Annotated in this window: 14 protein-coding genes; 12 read left to right on the top strand and 2 right to left on the bottom strand. The window is 57.7% G+C overall.

The annotated features are described in order from the left end of the window. Nucleotides 1-18: 18 nt before the first annotated feature. The gene (crtD, locus tag CKX93_RS08175; protein WP_076756202.1) at nt 19-1,521 is read right to left on the bottom strand and encodes a 1-hydroxycarotenoid 3,4-desaturase CrtD; all 1,503 of its coding nucleotides are present in this window, start codon (nt 1,519-1,521) and stop codon (nt 19-21) included. Nucleotides 1,522-1,629: 108 nt separating this feature from the next. On the opposite strand from crtD, the gene CKX93_RS08180 reads away from it, so the two are divergent. From CKX93_RS08180 to CKX93_RS08235, 12 genes are all read left to right on the top strand, one after another. After that, nucleotides 1,630-2,499, top strand: coding sequence for a polyprenyl synthetase family protein (locus tag CKX93_RS08180; RefSeq protein ID WP_076756203.1), 870 nt, complete (start codon nt 1,630-1,632; stop codon nt 2,497-2,499). A gap of 10 nt (nt 2,500-2,509) precedes the next feature. After that, on the top strand, nt 2,510-3,664 hold the full coding sequence (locus CKX93_RS08185; protein ID WP_084178719.1) for a methyltransferase: 1,155 nt from the start codon (nt 2,510-2,512) through the stop codon (nt 3,662-3,664). A gap of 29 nt (nt 3,665-3,693) precedes the next feature. Continuing rightward, nucleotides 3,694-4,659 (top strand): chlorophyll synthesis pathway protein BchC, encoded by a 966-nt coding sequence (gene bchC, locus CKX93_RS08190; protein ID WP_076756204.1) that lies wholly within the window; start codon nt 3,694-3,696, stop codon nt 4,657-4,659. Beyond that, a complete protein-coding gene (locus tag CKX93_RS08195; protein WP_076756205.1) occupies nt 4,656-5,597 on the top strand; it encodes a chlorophyllide a reductase iron protein subunit X in 942 nt (313 codons plus the stop codon). The genes bchC and CKX93_RS08195 overlap by 4 nt, the downstream gene beginning before the upstream one ends. Further along, nucleotides 5,584-6,987, top strand: coding sequence for a chlorophyllide a reductase subunit Y (gene bchY, locus CKX93_RS08200; RefSeq protein WP_234982853.1), 1,404 nt, complete (start codon nt 5,584-5,586; stop codon nt 6,985-6,987). Before CKX93_RS08195 ends, bchY begins: the two co-directional genes overlap by 14 nt. Continuing rightward, nucleotides 6,987-8,414, top strand: a complete 1,428-nt coding sequence (gene bchZ / locus CKX93_RS08205) for a chlorophyllide a reductase subunit Z (RefSeq protein WP_076756207.1) — start codon at nt 6,987-6,989, stop codon at nt 8,412-8,414. The genes bchY and bchZ overlap by 1 nt, the downstream gene beginning before the upstream one ends. 297 nt (nt 8,415-8,711) lie before the next feature. Beyond that, on the top strand, nt 8,712-8,864 hold the full coding sequence (gene pufB / locus CKX93_RS08210; RefSeq protein WP_076756208.1) for a light-harvesting antenna LH1, beta subunit: 153 nt from the start codon (nt 8,712-8,714) through the stop codon (nt 8,862-8,864). 69 nt (nt 8,865-8,933) lie between these two features. Further along, nucleotides 8,934-9,119: a light-harvesting antenna LH1, alpha subunit gene (gene pufA, locus CKX93_RS08215; protein ID WP_076756209.1), complete on the top strand. Its 186-nt coding sequence runs from the start codon at nt 8,934-8,936 to the stop codon at nt 9,117-9,119. Between the two features lie 149 nt (nt 9,120-9,268). Further along, nucleotides 9,269-10,093: a photosynthetic reaction center subunit L gene (pufL, locus tag CKX93_RS08220; RefSeq protein ID WP_076756210.1), complete on the top strand. Its 825-nt coding sequence runs from the start codon at nt 9,269-9,271 to the stop codon at nt 10,091-10,093. Between the two features lie 15 nt (nt 10,094-10,108). Further along, on the top strand, nt 10,109-11,083 hold the full coding sequence (gene pufM, locus CKX93_RS08225; RefSeq protein ID WP_076756211.1) for a photosynthetic reaction center subunit M: 975 nt from the start codon (nt 10,109-10,111) through the stop codon (nt 11,081-11,083). Between the two features lie 5 nt (nt 11,084-11,088). Beyond that, nucleotides 11,089-12,246 (top strand): photosynthetic reaction center cytochrome PufC, encoded by a 1,158-nt coding sequence (gene pufC / locus CKX93_RS08230; RefSeq protein WP_240076652.1) that lies wholly within the window; start codon nt 11,089-11,091, stop codon nt 12,244-12,246. 74 nt (nt 12,247-12,320) lie between these two features. Next, on the top strand, nt 12,321-13,394 hold the full coding sequence (locus tag CKX93_RS08235) for an AI-2E family transporter (RefSeq protein ID WP_084178722.1): 1,074 nt from the start codon (nt 12,321-12,323) through the stop codon (nt 13,392-13,394). On the opposite strand, the gene mfd is transcribed toward CKX93_RS08235, so the two are convergent. Beyond that, nucleotides 13,391-16,774, bottom strand: a complete 3,384-nt coding sequence (gene mfd / locus CKX93_RS08240; RefSeq protein WP_076756212.1) for a transcription-repair coupling factor — start codon at nt 16,772-16,774, stop codon at nt 13,391-13,393. The two genes, CKX93_RS08235 and mfd, sit on opposite strands and share 4 nt — an antisense overlap. Nucleotides 16,775-16,781: the final 7 nt, after the last annotated feature.

The raw sequence follows: 16,781 nt of genomic DNA on the forward strand, positions 1-16,781 counted from the left end.
ACAAATAGCCGCCGGGATTTACCGCCTCGCTGAAGTCAGGTCCTGCAGCACCGCCGCCGCCGCCAAGCGACCCGAGAGACTGGCCATCGGCACGCCCGCTCCCGGGTGCACGCTGCCCCCCGCCAGATACAGGCCCGGCATCTGACTGCGCGCCCCCGGTCGGCGGAAGCTCGCTTGCCATCCATGCGTGGCTTGACCATACAGCCCGCCGCCGGACGCCGGGAACAGATGCTCGAAGTGCGCCGGCGTCGTCATCACCCCAGCCTCCGTATCCAGATTCAGCTGCAGTCCACAACGGGCCAACAGCTTTTGCGCGCTGCTGCGGCATTGGCTTACCTCCGATTCATCAAAGGCCCGCTGATCACCGCGGGCCGGGGCATTGACCAAGCATAGCAGTCGCTCCGAGCCATCAGGCGGATCCGAATCAATATCCGCGCGATCTTGAGCGCAGATATAAATCGTGGGCTCCGCAGGCAACGCGCCGCGCGCAAAAATCGCCTCAAACTCAGCCGCATAATCGCCATTAAAAAACACATTGTGGCGCAGCAGCGGAAAACCCTGGGTGCGCGTATTTAATGTCCAAGTAATGGCCGACAGCGAGCGCTGATCAGGTTGAGGCTGCGGCACGCTAGTCCTCAAAGAAGCACCATAATGCCCGGCGGCTAACGCCGCATAGTCGGTATTACTGATTACCGCATCGGCCTCCAGACGCTCGCCATTATCCAGCAGCACACCGCAGGCCCGACCGCCTTTCACCAAGATCTCTTGAACAGCCACGCCCGAGTGCAGCCGCGCCCCACGAGCTTGAGCCAGCTTGGCCAAAGCCTCGGGAATACGCGCCATGCCGCCATCCACCATCCACACGCCCTCTTGCTCGACATGCGCAATCAACATCAAAGTCGCCGGCGCCAAAAAAGGCGAAGACCCACAATAGGTGGCATAACGCCCAAACAGCTGCTGCAAACGCGGATCCTTAAAATACTTTCCCAAAGCCCGCCACAAGCTGGCAAAGGGCGTGATGTGCATCAGGCCGCGCGGATCCTCACGCGTCACACGACTGATCAGCTGCGTCAGGCTGGGTCGGCTGTCGCGCATAAAAGACGTATCCAAAGCCTGATAGGTTTTTTGCGCCTGACGACAAAAGGCCACATAACGATCGGCCTCAGCGCCCCCGGCAAAGGCAGCAATGGCCTCATGTGAGCGCTGCATGTCCGCATACAAATCCAGTCGCTGCTCAGCATCCCAAGCATGCCGCGCCAAAATCTGCATCGGCGCCAGGCTTAAGTGGTCCTCAAGACGCTCCCCCACAGCGCTAAACAAAGCCTCAAAGATCCAGCGCATAGTGAACACCGTCGGTCCTGCATCGATTTTGGCGTCACCCACCGCCACTTCACGCAGCTTGCCACCCGGCGCACCCGCCTTATCAACGATATGCACTTCTAGCCCTTGGTGGGCCAGCTCCAAGCCGGCGGTCAAACCGCCCATGCCCGCGCCAATAATTACGATGCGTTGTGCACTCAATGCTGTTCTCCAAACTCATGATCCAGGTCTTTGACTGGCTCTTGACCTTCTGCCTAATCTGCGACTCATAAGCCATTTAAGCCCAAGATGGGTAAGCGAGACCAGCACATGAAGGTTCAAGAACGCATCGAAACCGCGTTGGATCAATTTCTGGCGCGTGGGGAATCCTCGGTGGCACCGCCGCGTCTGCAAGAGGCGATTCGCTATTCGGTATTTCCCGGCGGCGCCCGCGTGCGCCCACAATTGGTGCTGGCGGTGGCCGCCGCCTGCGGCGATGATGCGCCCGAGGTCAGTGACGCCGCTGCCGTGGCCATTGAAATGATGCATTGCGCTTCCTTAGTGCATGACGATCTGCCGTGTTTTGATGGCTCAGAGCTGCGCCGCGGCAAGCCCTCGGTGCATGCCGCCTTTGGTGAACGCCTTGCGGTCTTAGGCGGCGATGCCCTCATCGTATCGGCCTTTGATGCGCTGAATCAGGAAGCCAGCGCGCATCCCACCCGCTTGGTGGCTTTGCTGAATATTCTGGCTCAGGGCGTCGGCGTGCCCTCTGGAATCATCGCCGGCCAAGCCTGGGAGTGTGAGGACCACATCGATTTAGCGCAGTATCAGCGTGCCAAGACTGGTGCGTTGTTCGCTGCGGCGACCATGGCTGGCGCTGCTGCTGCAGGCGTGGCACATGAGCCCTGGCGCGAGCTCGGCGATAAGCTGGGCGAAGCCTTCCAAGTGGCCGATGACCTAAGAGACGCGGTCTCCAACCCCGAGGATCTGGGCAAGCCGGTGGGCCAAGACGAAGCCTTGGGCCGACCCAATGTGGTCGCGGCTAGAGGCATTAAAGGCGCGGTGAGCTATCTCAAGGAGCTCTTGGCAGAGGCCATGGCCTCTGTGCCCGCCTGTCCGGGTGAGGAGGCCTTGCGCGAGCTGTTGATGAAACAGGCCGCTCAGTTCCTGCCGCGCGAACTGGCGCAGGAAGCGGCCTGAATACCCGTCCATGAGCCTCAGCAGCGTCCGATCTCGCCTAGAACAACTTCTCAGGCCGCTGCGCCGCCCGTGGTTCATTTGGCGTAACCAAATCCTTGGTAGCCCGGATTTTCAGCGCTGGGCCGCGGCTTTTCCCTTAACCCGACCCATTGCTCAAAGACGCGCCCGCCGCGTCTTTGACCTGGTGGCAGGGTTTGTCTATGCCCAAATCCTACAGGCCTGCGTGCAAACCCAGTTGCTGGAGCACTTAAAAGCTGAGGGCCCCAAAACGCTGGAGCAGCTCTTGCCCCTGTTGGCCATGCCCGAGGCTGAAGCGCGCCTGCTGGTCAAAGCCGCAGTCTCCCTAGGGCTGGTGGATGAGGACGGGCGCGGCTGTTACATGCTCGGCCCCCAAGGCGCAGAAATGCTCGCCAATCCCGGCATTGCTGCCATGGTGCGCCATCACCAAATGCTTTATGCCGATCTGCTCGATCCGCTGAAACTGCTGCGCGGTGAAGCGCCGCAAACCCAGCTCAATCGTTACTGGGCCTATGCCACAGGGGGCGGTGAGGGCGTCACAAAACCCGAGGCCGTGCGCGAATACACCGAGTTGATGTCGGTCTCTCAAGAGCGCGTCGCCGAAGAGATTCTTGATGCCTTTAAACCCGAAGGGGTATCGTGCTGGATGGACTTGGGCGGCGGTAACGCCACATTTTTATCCGCAGTGGCGCGCCGCCATTCGCAGCTTTCGCTGCGACTCTTTGATTTGCCGCCGGTGGCTGAAGCCGCCCGTGAGCGCCTGCAACACCTGGGTCTGGCCGATCGTATCCAGACCTATGGCGGCAATTTCTTCACCGATACCTTGCCCGAAGGCGCGGATTTAATTTCCCTAGTGCGGGTGGTTCACGACCACAACGACGAGGATATTCGCCAGCTCTTGGCCCGCGTGCGCCAGGTCTTACCGGAGCAGGGCGCCTTGCTGTTGGCTGAGCCCATGTCCGGTACCTCAGGGGCCGAGCCCATCGGCGATGCCTATTTTGGGTTTTATCTCTACGCCATGGGCCGGGGCCGGCCGCGTACCGCCGATGAACTGCGCGCCATGCTCAGCGAAGCCGGATTCTCGCGAATCCAGCTATTGCCCAACCGCACACCCTTACTCACCCGGGTCATGATCGCCCGACCCTAGGGTGTCACGCTTACCGATGGAAAAATTCTATGTCGCTTGAAGCCACCGCCGTTGTTTTTGAACAACCCGAACAACTGAGCCTGCGCCGCTTGGTATTGAACCAGCCGGGCCCCGCCGATGTGCGAGTCGATATTCACTATGCCGGCATCAGCACCGGTACCGAGCGGCTGTTGTGGACCGGCAAGATGCCGCCGTTCCCCGGCATGGGCTATCCCTTAGTGCCAGGCTATGAATCGGTCGGCGTGATTCTCGAAGCCGGCCCAGAATCCGGGCGACAGGTCGGCGAGAGGGTATTCGTCCCTGGCGCTTCTTGTTACGGCGAGGTGCGCGGACTGTTCGGTGGCTCAGCCTCTCAGGTGGTGGTGCCTGGCGCCAAAGTCGTACCCATTAGCGAGGATTTAGGAGAGCAGGGCGCTTTGCTGGCGCTGGCGGCCACGGCTTATCACGCGGTCTTTCAGGGCAAAGCCCCTGAGACCCTGGCGCCAGAGGCTCTGCCGGATCTGATTGTCGGGCATGGCGTATTGGGTCGCTTAGTGGCGCGTGTTGTTGCTGCCGTGGGTAAGCCGCCGACCGTGTGGGAATTGGACAGCGAACGTGCCAAGGGCGCCATGGGTTACGAGGTGGTGCATCCCGATGCCGATGCGCGCCGCGATTATCGCTGCATCGTCGATGTCAGCGGCGACTCCAAAATTCTCGATACCTTGATCGCCCGCCTGGGTCGTGGCGGTGAAGTCGTGCTCGCGGGTTTTTACAGTCAGCCGCTGAGCTTTGTATTCCCGCCGGCCTTCATGCGTGAGGCGCGTCTGCGCTGCGCCGCCGAATGGGTTGCTGGAGATCTGATCGAAATCAAGGGGCTTTTAGAGTCGGACAGGCTATGCTTGGATCAGTTAATTACCCACCGTTTTCCCGCCGCCCAGGCGGATGAGGCTTATCGCATCGCATTTGGCGACCCTCAGTGCCTGAAGATGATCCTCGACTGGAGGGATATGCAATGAGTCAGGAAGCCATACCCGAAAAGACTTCGGAGAAAGAAACCCAGATTATCGCCATCTACGGTAAGGGCGGTATTGGCAAAAGTTTCACCCTTGCCAATCTGTCCTACATGATGGCCCAACAAGGCAAGCGTGTGCTGTTGATCGGTTGCGATCCCAAGAGTGACACCACCTCGCTGCTGTTCGGCGGCAAGGCTTGCCCCACCATTATCGACACCGCCGCGGCGAAAAAAGCGGCTGGTGAAGACGTCAAAATCAGCGATGTCTGTTTTAAGCGCGATGGCGTGTTTGCCATGGAGCTGGGTGGCCCTGAAGTGGGCCGTGGTTGTGGCGGGCGCGGCATTATTCATGGTTTCGAAACCCTGGAGAAACTCGGTTTCCATGAATGGGGCTTTGACTATGTGCTACTCGACTTCCTCGGCGATGTGGTCTGCGGCGGCTTTGGTTTGCCAATCGCCCGCGATCTCTGCCAGAAGGTCATTGTCGTCGGCTCCAATGACCTGCAATCCCTCTACGTAGTGAATAACGTCTGCTCCGCCGTCGAGTACTTCCGGCGCTTGGGCGGCAATGTCGGTGTCGCTGGACTGGTGATCAACAAAGACGATGGTACCGGTGAGGCGGCGGCCTTCGCTGAGGCGGCTGGCGTCCCCATTCTCGCCTCGATTCCCGCACATGAAGACATCCGCCGCAAGAGCGCCAATTATCAGATTATCGGCCGCCCCGATGGCGAATGGGGTCCCTTGTTTGGACAGCTGGCTGAAGCCGTGGCTACCGCGCCGCCATTGCACCCGACACCATTAACCCAAGACGACCTGCTGGGCTTGTTCTCTGCCGACGCCGTGGGCCGCGATGTCGTGCTGCTGCCGGCCAGTCTTGAGGATATGCATGGCGGCACGATCGTTAGCAAGCCCTCGCTTGAGGTGGTGTATGACGACATCTGAGCCTGCCTCGAGTGGCTGCGCCAGCGGGCCGCATGATCGCCCGCAAAGTATGTGCCCGGCCTTTGGTTCGCTGCGTGTCGGACTGCGCATGCGACGTACGGCCACGGTGCTCTCAGGCTCAGCCTGCTGTGTCTATGGCCTAAGCTTCACCTCACATTTCTATGGCGCCAGGCGCACGGTGCACTATGTACCGTTCGACTCAGAGACCTTGGTCACTGGCAAGTTGTTTGAAGATATCCGCGAGGCGGTGCATCAGCTCGCCGATCCTGAAAAAAACGATGTCGTGGTGGTTATTAACCTCTGCGTGCCATCAGCCTCAGGCGTGCCACTGCGCCTATTGCCTAAGGAAATCAATGGCGTGCGCATCATTGGCATCGATGTGCCTGGATTTGGGGTGCCCACGCACGCCGAAGCCAAAGACGTCCTGGCCGGCGCGATGCTCGGCTACGCCCGTCATGAGGCCGAGCAAGGGCCGGTGGCAGCGCCACGCGAAGGACGCCAAGACAAACCCACGGTAACGCTGTTGGGTGAGATGTTTCCCGCCGACCCCATGACCATAGCGGCTTTACTAGAACCCTTGGGTCTGGCCAATGGGCCGGTGGTACCCACCCGTGAATGGCGCGAGCTTTATGGCGCTTTGGATTGTGCCGTAACCGCAGCCATTCATCCGTTTTATACCCAGTGCGTGCGCGAGTTGGAATTGGCCGGTCGTCCTATTGTCGGCTCGGCGCCGGTGGGTTACGACGGCACGGCGCACTGGCTGGAGGCCATTGGTCAAGCGGCCAATGTGCCCACGAAAAAGATTGACGAGGCCAAAAACCGCTTTTTGCCGGCGATTAAGGGCGCACTCAGCGCCGTACCCATCAAGGGGCGAATTACTTTGTCCGGGTATGAAGGCTCTGAGCTCTTGGTGGCGCGTCTGTTGATTGAAAGCGGCGCAGATGTGCCCTATGTCGGTACCGCCTGTCCAAAAACCCCATGGTCGCAAGTCGACCGAGAATGGTTGGAAGCCAAGGGTGTGCGCGTGAACTATCGCGCCACCTTGGAAGAAGACATCGCTGCCATCGATGAGTATGGCCCCGATTTAGCCATCGGTACCACACCCGTGGTGCAAGAAGCCAAACAGCGCGCCTTGCCCGGTCTGTATTTCACCAATTTGATCTCGGCGCGGCCTTTGATGGGCCCAGCCGGCGCCGGCTCACTCGGTCAGGTAATCAATGCGGCTCTGGCCAATAAAGTGCGTTTTGATCGCATGAAAGGCTTTTTTGGCGACATCGGCCAAGGTCCCAGCGCGGGCATTTGGCAAGAAGTCCCTCAAGACCGCCCCGAGTTTCGCAAGAAACAGCGGCGCTCAATCCCCATTAAATCAATTACCGGCGAGGTGCTTTGATGCTGGTTCTGGATCTGGATCGCGCCGGGGGCTACTGGGGCGCCATCTATGTGTTTACCGCCATCAAAGGCCTACAGGTGGTGATCGATGGCCCGGTAGGCTGTGAAAACCTGCCGGTCACTTCGGTGCTGCATTACACCGATGCTTTGCCGCCGCATGAGCTGCCGATTGTGGTCACCGGTTTGGGCGAAGAAGAGCTGGGTCAACATGGCACAGAAGGCGCCATGCGGCGCGCCCATCGTGCCCTAGATCCAGAACTGCCAGCGGTGGTGGTCACCGGTTCGATTGCTGAGATGATTGGCGGTGGCGTAACCCCCGAAGGCACGAATATCCAACGCTTTTTGCCGCGCACTATCGACGAGGACCAATGGCAATGCGCCGATCGGGCCCTGAAATGGCTTTGGACCGAGTATGGCAGCAAGAAAGTACCCGCGCTCAAAGCCCGCAAAGAGGGTGAGAAGCCCAAGGTCAACATCATTGGCCCCTGTTATGGCAATTTCAACATGCCCTCGGATTTGGCCGAAATTCAGCGTCTGATCGAAGGGGTGGGTGCTGAAGTGAATATGATCTTCCCGCTGGGCAGTCATTTAGCCGATGTGCCCAAGCTGGCTGATGCCGAGGTTAATGTCTGCATGTACCGGGAATTTGGCCGGCAATTATGCGAAACCTTGGAGCGCCCTTATCTGCAGGCGCCGATGGGCCTGCACAGCACCACCGCGTTTTTAGAATCGCTGGGAGAGTTGCTGGGACTGGATCCGCAGCCCTTCATTGAAAAAGAAAAACACACCACCATCAAGCCGTTGTGGGACTTGTGGCGCTCAGTCACTCAAGACTTTTTCACCACGGCCAGCTTCGGCATTGTCGCTACAGACACTTATGCCCGTGGCATTCGCAACTTTTTGGAAGAAGACCTGGGTATGCCCTGTCATTTTGCTTTCTCGCGTACGGCTGGCACCAAGCCGGATAATGCCGCGGTGCGCCAAGCGATTCATGAAAAGACGCCCTTGGTGTTGTTCGGAAGTTATAACGAGCGCATGTATTTATCGGAAATCGGCGGCCGCGCCATGTATATCCCTGTGTCTTTCCCAGGAGCGATTGTGCGGCGCCATACGGGCACCCCTTTTATGGGCTATGCCGGCGCTACTTATCTGCTTCAAGAAGTCTGTAACGCCCTGTTCGACATGTTATTCCATATCCTGCCTCTGGGTTCGGAGCTGGATAAGGTCGAGGCCACGCCCTCGCGTCAGCACCAAGAGCTGGCCTGGGATGAGGCCGCGCGTGCCGCTTTAGACCAACTCGTTGCCCGCTATCCCGTAGTGGCACAAATCTCGGCGGCTAAGCACTGGCGAGATACCATCGAAGGCGCTGCGCGCAAAGCTGGTGAGGATCGAGTCACCCTCGAGCGGGTCTCACAAACCCAAGCGTAAGCCGCGCACTTACGGCCGCCACTCGGCCGAAATAACCCCAATGTTCATAGAAGTTTTGACCTAGGACACAACTTTGTGGGGTAGGTTCCATGGAGGGGAATTTCTTCGCGTATTGTTATGTCTGGCGCTGGCGATTCCGTCGTCTGTGTACTGCACAGGTAACGGATTCGGTCATGACTGAAGTTCCCGGCCATGCCCGCGTCAGTAAGCCACAGCAGCAATATCGCTGTGGTAACCGGAATCGCGTCTTAAACAGCGCGGTATTTGCCAATCAAGGCTCAATTGGAGGGTAGTTAGATGGTTGACGAGACGAGAGGTTCGCTCTCAGGCCTGAATGAAGACGAAGCCATGGAATTCCACGGTGTTTTCATGACCAGCATGCTGGGCTTCGTCGCTGTTGCGGCAGTGGCTCACGTCCTGGCGTGGATGTGGCGTCCTTGGGGTATGTAAGAACAGGCCCTAAGCCTGCTTCATTCTTTGTCTGAATTTTAAGTTTTTACTTTTATAGGAGATTTCAACATGTGGCGTGTTTGGCTGCTGTTCGATCCTCGCAGAGCTTTAGTTGCTCTGTTTTCTTTCCTCGCCGTGCTGGCGCTGTTGATTCACTTCATCTTGCTGAGCACCGATCGTTTCAACTGGATGACGTCCGCGTCTGCAGTGGAAACTTCAGTGCAGGCTCAGATCGGCGAATCAACACTGGTCTAAGCGAGCTTTACCCCGGGTTACCGGGTGGTGTGTGACACGTTAGTCAGCATCGCCCGGTCAGCCCGATTAGCGTTTAAAACCAGCGCGTTGTTCGTAAGGGTTGAGGCCGGGAATACCCGGCCAACGCCTTCTGACCGGAGGTTCTTGGTATGTCCATGCTGAGCTTTGAAAAACGATACCGCGTTCGCGGCGGTAACCTAATTGGGGGCGATCTATTTGATTTTTGGGTCGGTCCATTTTATGTCGGCTTTTTTGGTGTAACGACGGCATTTTTTGCCCTGCTCGGCACCTTGCTGATTATCTATGGCGCTGCCATGGGACCCACCTGGAACATCTGGCAGATTAATATCGCTCCACCGGATTTAAGTTACGGTCTGGCTCTAGCGCCTATGATGGAAGGCGGCCTATGGCAGATGATTACAGTCTGTGCCATCGGCGCTTTTGGATCCTGGGTTCTGCGTCAGGTAGAAATCAGCAACAAACTGGGTATGGGTTATCACATTCCCATTGCCTTTGGTGTGGCGGTATTCGCTTACATCACCCTCGTCGTGATTCGCCCAATTTTGTTGGGTGCATGGGGTCACGGATTCCCCTACGGCATTTTTAGTCACCTCGACTGGGTGTCGAATACGGGTTATCAGTTCCTGCACTTCCACTACAACCCAGCCCATATGCTGGCGATCACCTTCTTCTTCACCACGGCTCTGGCTTTGTCATTGCACGGTGCTCTAATCCTGTCGGCAACCAATCCGCCTAAGGGTGAGGCCGTGAAAACGCCGGAATATGAAGACACCTTTTTCCGCGATGCCATTGGTTACTCCATCGGCGCGCTGGGCATCCACCGCCTCGGCTTGTTCCTGGCACTCAGTGCGGGTTTTTGGAGCGCCGTGTGTATCGTCATCAGCGGTCCCTTCTGGACACGCAGCTGGCCGGAATGGTGGAACTGGTGGCTTGAATTGCCGATCTGGGCCTAACGCGAGGAATTGATCATGTTTGAGTATCAAAATATTTTTAACCGCGTTCAGGTGCAGGCGGCTCCGGAAGCCGGTCCGCCGATCGAGAACCCCAACGAGCGAATCGGTAAGGGCTTTCTGGTTCACCTTTTTGGACGCGTCGGTAACGCCCAGGTCGGCCCGATTTATCTGGGTTATCTGGGGATTCTGGCCATTCTCTCAGGTTTGGTTGCTTTCCTGATCATCGGCTTCAACTTCTGGGCTTCGGTGAATTGGGATCCGGTGCAGTTTGTCCGTCAACTCTTCTGGTTAGCGCTTGAGCCGCCTCAGGCTCAGTATGGCCTAGGTATCCCGCCGCTGGCCGAAGGTGGCTGGTGGTTGATGGCCGGTTTCTTCTTGACCGCTTCACTGCTGCTCTGGTGGTTGCGTATGTACCGCCGCGCTCGCGCCCTGAAAATGGGTACGCATGTGGCCTGGGCTTTCGCCTCCGCGATCTTCCTGTTCCTGACCTTGGGCTTTTTCCGCCCGATCCTGATGGGTGACTGGTCGGAAGCCGTGCCTTTTGGCATCTTCCCCCACCTCGACTGGACCACGGCGTTCTCGCTTAAGTACGGTAACTTGTACTACAACCCGTTCCATGCTTTATCGATCGCTTTCCTGTATGGCTCAGCTCTGCTGTTTGCTATGCACGGCGCCACCATCCTGGCCTTGGGCCGTTATGGCGGTGAGCGTGAAATCGAGCAGATTACCGACCGCGGTACGGCCGCGGAGCGTGCTCAGCTCTTCTGGCGCTGGACCATGGGCTTTAATGCCACAATGGAATCCATTCACCGCTGGGGCTGGTGGTTCGCGGTGTTGGTGCCATTCACGGGTGCTATCGGCATTCTGTTGACGGGTACGGTGGTGGACAACTGGTACATGTGGGCCATTCACCATGGTGTGGCTCCGCCTTATCCGATCGTTCATCCTGATGTTGTTGATCCGCTCCTGATGCAGGGGGTGAGCCAATGAAAACCATGACGCAAAAATCCGTTCTTATTGCTGCAGTCGCTGGCTCAGCCCTCTTGATCAGCGGTTGTGAGCCGCCGATCGGCATCGAAACTGACCAGAAGGGCTATCGTGGCCTAGGTTTGGAACAGGTGCAAAAGCGCTATCTCGAAGAGCGCAAACGCGCTGACATGACCATTCCAGCCGTTCAGCCTCCGGCAGCTTCTGCGGGCCCTCGCGCCGGTGACATCTATCAGAACGTGCAGGTGCTTGGAGATCTGAGTATCGGTGAGTTCAACCGTCTGATGAATGCCATCACCGAGTGGGTGTCTCCTGAAGCCGGCTGTAACTACTGTCACGTGACGGGCAATTTCGCTGACGACAACATCTATACCAAGGTGGTGTCACGGCGCATGCTGGAGATGACGAAAATCATCAACACGGACTGGAATGTCCACGTCGCTGATACCGGTGTGACTTGTTATACCTGTCATATGGGTGAGCCGGTGCCGCAGAACATCTGGTTCGAGGATCCGGGTCCCAGGCAGGCAGGCGGTCTGGCCGCGCTGCGTATGGGTCAGAACCTGGCGAGTCCGAACCTTGCCTCCACCTCGCTACCCAATGATGTCTTCAGTGCCTTCTTCGAAGACAATCCGCGGGAGATCCGGGTGACGCCGACGACGATGTTGCCGGAAGGCAGTAATCCGACCAACGTCATGGATGCAGAGTGGAGCTACGGTCTGATGATTCATATGTCGACGGCCTTGGGTGCTAACTGCACGACCTGTCACAACACCAATAACTTCCCCTCTTGGGAACACAGCCCGCCGCAGCGCGTGACCGCCTGGCACGGTATCCAGATGGTGCGCTCGCTGAATGTGGACTTTCTTAACCCGCTGCAACCGGTTTATCCGGACAGCCAGCTGGGCCCACTGGGTGATGCGCCTAAGGCCAACTGTGCGACCTGCCACAATGGTCTGCAGTTGCCCTTGGATCAAGCTCAGATGCTCGCTGACTATCCTGAGCTGAATCGGGTGCAGGTGCGTGGCATGAATGCCGCCGCACCAGAAGCAGCCCCGGCTTATGCGCCGGAGCCCGCTCCTGAGGGTGAAGAACCGTCGGTTATTGAGCCTGAAGCGGAAAGCGAAGTCAGCGCGGCAACTAATGCCAACTCAGCTGGCAGCTAAGTGCTGGTTTAAGCCAACCGCTTGAAGTTAGACTGGGGACTCGCAAGAGTCCCCTTTTTTATGCCAAACCAGTGATGACCGAACCCACTCCTCAAAACGCTGCAGACGTCGCACCCGCCTTTTCCAGCACCCGCTCGGGCTTGCTGGCGGTGGCCTCGGTCATTGTGATCCTTGCCGGCTTTAAGGCCATCAGCGGCATTATTACGCCTTTCTTGCTGGGGGCGTTTTTGGCGATTATTTGTGCGCCGCCGCTGGTGTGGATGCAACAAAGGCGCGTGCCCGGTGCATTGGCGGTGCTGATTCTTTTTAGCTTGGTGGGCTTAGGGTTTTTTCTGCTTTTTCTCGCACTTAAAGATGCCGCTGAGTCCCTCGCGACTCAGGCACCGATGTATCAAGCGCGTCTGGCGCAGTTGATCGACGAGGCACGGGCTTGGTTAGATGGGCTAGGCTTGCCCATTGATGTGGCTTTGTTGGAAATCCCCATCCCTAGTCCCGCAACGATTACCGGCTTGGCCGGTACCGTGGCCGGCGGCCTGGGTGCTTTCACCGCTAGTACCTTTTTGGTGCTGCTGGCTTTCATTTTCTTTTTGCTCGAAGAGCGCGTCTTGCCCGAGAAACTTCAGGCCGCTTTCCCGACGCGACGCCGAGATCGAGTGCGCATCCGCCGCTTTTTACGCTCGGTCTACCAATATCTTTTGATCAAGACCGCCGCATCGGTGTTAACCGGTGTATTGGTCGGTGCGGGCTTGTTTTTCATTGGCGTGGATTTTGCCTTGCTCTGGGGCATTCTCGCTGGCTTGCTGAATTTTATTCCCACCATTGGTTCGATTATTGCCGCGGTGCCAGCGGTACTGATTGCATTGCTGGGCTTAGAGCCTAGTCAAGTATTGCTGGTGATAGGGCTTTATGGGGCTGTCAATCTGTTGGTCGGTAATGTCCTAGAGCCGCGATTTATGGGCAGCGGTCTGGGACTTTCCCCTCTAGTGGTATTAGTCTCTTTGCTGCTTTGGGGCTTTATTTTCGGTCCTGTGGGGATGCTTTTGTCGATCCCGCTGACCATGATTGCCAAGCTTGCGCTCGAAGCCCATCGCGATACCCGATGGTTGGGTATTTTGATGAGTAATGAGGTGCGAAAACGCGGTTCTTAAGCGGCTTTGCGCTCGGGTTCAGGGCGCAGGATGCTCAACATATCCGCAACCGCCTGAATACGCTTATCAAGATCCGGCAGGGGCTGGGTGAAGCGCAGCTTGGTGGGGCCATCGAGGGCATAGCGCGTCGGCGCTGTCTGTAATAGCTGAATGACGCTTTGTGCATCCACCGGGGGCTGGTCTTGGAAAATCAGCCGGCCTCCCGCAGCGCCCATTTCCAGCTTACGCACCCCCAAGGGCGCTAGCTGCTGGCGCAGGCGCGCTGAAGCCATGAGATGTTTAGCGGGAGGCGGCAGCAGGCCAAAGCGATCAATCAACTCCACCTCCAGCTCGCGCAGGCCATCTTCATCGACACAAGCCGAGATACGCTTATAAAGAATCAAGCGTACGTGCACATCGGGAACGTAATCTTCCGGAAGTAGGGCGGGTAGGCCGAGCTCAACCTCGGTACTGTCACTGCCCATACGCGAAAGATCAGGCAGTTGACCGCTTTGTAGCGCCTTAACGGCTCGCTCCAATAAATCGTTATACAGGCTAAAGCCCACTTCTTGGATTTGTCCGCTTTGCTCTTCACCCAAAAGCTCACCGGCGCCGCGAATCTCTAAATCATGGCTAGCCAAGGTAAAGCCCACGCCGAGCTCACCTAAAGACTCAATCGCCTCCAGACGTTTGACCGCATCTTTGGTCATGGCCGAGGGGTGTGGCGTCAGTAAATAAGCATAAGCGCGGTGATGACTGCGGCCAACGCGACCGCGCAGCTGATGCAGCTGCGACAGGCCCAGCTTATCGGCGCGATCCATAATAATGGTATTGGCCGTAGGCACATCAATACCGGACTCGATAATGGTGGTACATACAAGGATATTGAAGCGTCGGTGATAAAAATCCAGCATCACCCGCTCCAGGTCCTTCTCGCGCATTTGTCCGTGGGCAATCCCAATACGTGCCTCAGGCATGAGCTCGGCCAACTGCCGGGCACGCCGCTCAATGCTTTGCACTTCATTGTGCAGAAAATAGACTTGCCCGCCGCGGCGCATCTCGCGCCAGCAAGCCTCCTGCACCAAGGCATCACTGTCTTGCGAAACAAAGGTTTTGATGGCCAGGCGCTCACCCGGCGGCGTGGCGATAATCGATAAATCGCGCAGACCCGCCAAGGCCATGTTCAGCGTCCGTGGGATGGGTGTAGCGGTTAAGGTCAATAAGTCCACTTCGGCGCGCAATGCCTTGAGTTTTTCCTTATGGCGCACACCAAAGCGCTGCTCTTCATCGATGATCACCAAGCCTAAGTTTTTAAACTCAAGCATGCCCTGTATGAGCTTATGGGTGCCGATGACGATATCCACCTTGCCCTCAGCCAAGCCCTGCATCACGACTTTTTGTTCTTTGGCGCTACCAAAACGCGATAAGGACTCAATGCGCACCGGCCAATCGGCAAAGCGATCGCGGAAATTCTGTTCATGTTGCTGCGCCAGTAGCGTGGTGGGCACCAAGACCGCCACCTGACTGCCGCCTTGCACCGCGACAAAGGCGGCGCGCATCGCCACCTCAGTTTTGCCAAAGCCCACATCTCCGCAGACCACGCGATCCATGGGCTGTGTACTTTGCATGTCGGCAATGACAGCGCGAATCGCTTCGGCTTGATCCGGCGTCTCTTCAAACGGGAAAGCTTCGGTAAAGGCCTGGTAGTCGTGTTCGCTGAGGGCATGGGCATGACCTTGGCGCGCCGCGCGTCGGGCATGAATTTCCAATAACTCGGCGGCCACATCATGGGCTTTTTCCGCGGCTTTGCGCCGTGCTTTGCTCCATTGCTCGCTGCCCAGTTTATGCAGCGGCGCATGTTCGGGATCAGACCCGGTATAGCGGCTAATGAGATGTAAAGCGCTCACCGGCACATACAGTTTGTCACCGCCGGCGTATTCCAACATCAAGTATTCCGTGACCTGGCCGCCGGTACTCAGGGTATTCAAGCCCAGATAACGTCCCACGCCATGTTCTTCATGAACCACCGGGGCGCTGGGATGTAAATCCGTGAGATTGCGCACAATCGCATCGGCATCGCGTGTGGGTTTTTTCTGGCGTCGCTCCTGCCGTGCTTTCTGCCCGAACAGTTCCGCCTCGGTGATCACGGCCAGTTCTTTCTCGGGCAGATGAAAGCCGCTTTCTAAAGGCCCGATACAAAGACCCAGAGAGGCATCGCTGGCGATAAAGTCCGCCCAATGCTCGAAAACTTGCGGCCGCAGTTCTTGTTCGCGCAGGGTATCCAGCAATACCTCACGACGTCCGGCGGTCTCAGCCAAAAGCAGGCAGCGACCTTTGAGGGTGTTGAGAAAATCCCTCAAGCCGGCTGCCGACTGCGCATCGCGACCCTGTAATTGCACCTCAGGCAGGGCCTTGGATTTCTTGCCCATCAGGCGGCCACGCTGGGCCTTAGCGCGGTTTTGATAATCCCCTGGGTTTAGATACAAAGCCTCAGGCGGCAACAGCGGTCGCTCCGGATCATAGCGACGCTGCTCGTAGCGTGCTTCTAACTGCTCGTAAAACTGCTTGGCGGCGCTACCGACATCACCGATTTCGTAGATCTCCAGGTTTGCCGGCAAGTGGTCAAACAGGGTCTCTACCTGCTCGAAAAACAGCGGCAGATAATACTCGATGCCAGAAGGGGCTTGGCCCTGGCTGACCTCGCGATAAATCACGCTGACATTAGGGTCGCCAGCCAGCTGATCTCGGTAATTGGCACGAAAGCGTTTGATACTGGCTTCATTGAGTGGGAACTCATGTGCAGGCAGAAGCCGAACGGCCTCTATATGACTCAGCGATCGCTGAGTTTGCGGATCGAACAAGCGAATGGTTTCGATTTCATCATCGAGAAGATCGATGCGCAGTGGCTGTTCGCTGCCCATGGGCCAGACATCCAATAACGCACCGCGCACCGCGAACTCGCCATGCGCTTGCACCTGCGAGACGCTTTGATAGCCAGCGGCGGTGAATTGCGCCAGCAAGGTGTCGCGGTCTAAACGCTCGCCAACGCTGAGGTTTAAACATTCACTGGCCAACCAGCTGCGTGGCGGCAGGCGCAGTAAAGCAGTGCTGATAGGCAGCACCAGTGCGCCGCGCTTAAGCTCAGGCAGCGCATACAGGGTTTTTAGGCGCTGCGAAATGATGTCCTCATGAGGCGAGAACACATCATAGGGTAGGGTTTCCCAGTCGGGCAGCGAGAGCACCGGTAACTGGGGATCATTCAGAAAAAACCGCAGCGCATCTCTGAGCCGCTCCGCGGCTTGTGCCCCATCCGTGATGAAGACACAAACCCCTTGGGCAGACTGCAGCTGCTGCGCTGCGGCTAGAAAACCGGCGGACCCCGGTGCTGGCGATGACGTCATGCGATTA

It is taken from the genome of Ectothiorhodosinus mongolicus (assembly GCF_022406875.1).
Taxonomy (GTDB): Bacteria; Pseudomonadota; Gammaproteobacteria; order Ectothiorhodospirales; family Ectothiorhodospiraceae; genus Ectothiorhodospira; species Ectothiorhodospira mongolica.

What these genes read in the sequence shown, in the direction of transcription:
- bchY (WP_234982853.1), top strand. Translation starts at nt 5,584, where the DNA reads ATGACGACATCTGAGCCTGCCTCGAGTGGCTGCGCCAGCGGGCCGCAT.
- pufL (WP_076756210.1), top strand. Translation starts at nt 9,269, where the DNA reads ATGTCCATGCTGAGCTTTGAAAAACGATACCGCGTTCGCGGCGGTAAC.
- CKX93_RS08195 (WP_076756205.1), top strand. Translation starts at nt 4,656, where the DNA reads ATGAGTCAGGAAGCCATACCCGAAAAGACTTCGGAGAAAGAAACCCAG.
- pufM (WP_076756211.1), top strand. Translation starts at nt 10,109, where the DNA reads ATGTTTGAGTATCAAAATATTTTTAACCGCGTTCAGGTGCAGGCGGCT.
- mfd (WP_076756212.1), bottom strand. Translation starts at nt 16,774, where the DNA reads ATGACGTCATCGCCAGCACCGGGGTCCGCCGGTTTTCTAGCCGCAGCG.
- CKX93_RS08235 (WP_084178722.1), top strand. Translation starts at nt 12,321, where the DNA reads ATGACCGAACCCACTCCTCAAAACGCTGCAGACGTCGCACCCGCCTTT.
- pufA (WP_076756209.1), top strand. Translation starts at nt 8,934, where the DNA reads ATGTGGCGTGTTTGGCTGCTGTTCGATCCTCGCAGAGCTTTAGTTGCT.
- CKX93_RS08185 (WP_084178719.1), top strand. Translation starts at nt 2,510, where the DNA reads ATGAGCCTCAGCAGCGTCCGATCTCGCCTAGAACAACTTCTCAGGCCG.
- CKX93_RS08180 (WP_076756203.1), top strand. Translation starts at nt 1,630, where the DNA reads ATGAAGGTTCAAGAACGCATCGAAACCGCGTTGGATCAATTTCTGGCG.
- pufB (WP_076756208.1), top strand. Translation starts at nt 8,712, where the DNA reads ATGGTTGACGAGACGAGAGGTTCGCTCTCAGGCCTGAATGAAGACGAA.
- bchZ (WP_076756207.1), top strand. Translation starts at nt 6,987, where the DNA reads ATGCTGGTTCTGGATCTGGATCGCGCCGGGGGCTACTGGGGCGCCATC.
- bchC (WP_076756204.1), top strand. Translation starts at nt 3,694, where the DNA reads ATGTCGCTTGAAGCCACCGCCGTTGTTTTTGAACAACCCGAACAACTG.
- pufC (WP_240076652.1), top strand. Translation starts at nt 11,089, where the DNA reads ATGACGCAAAAATCCGTTCTTATTGCTGCAGTCGCTGGCTCAGCCCTC.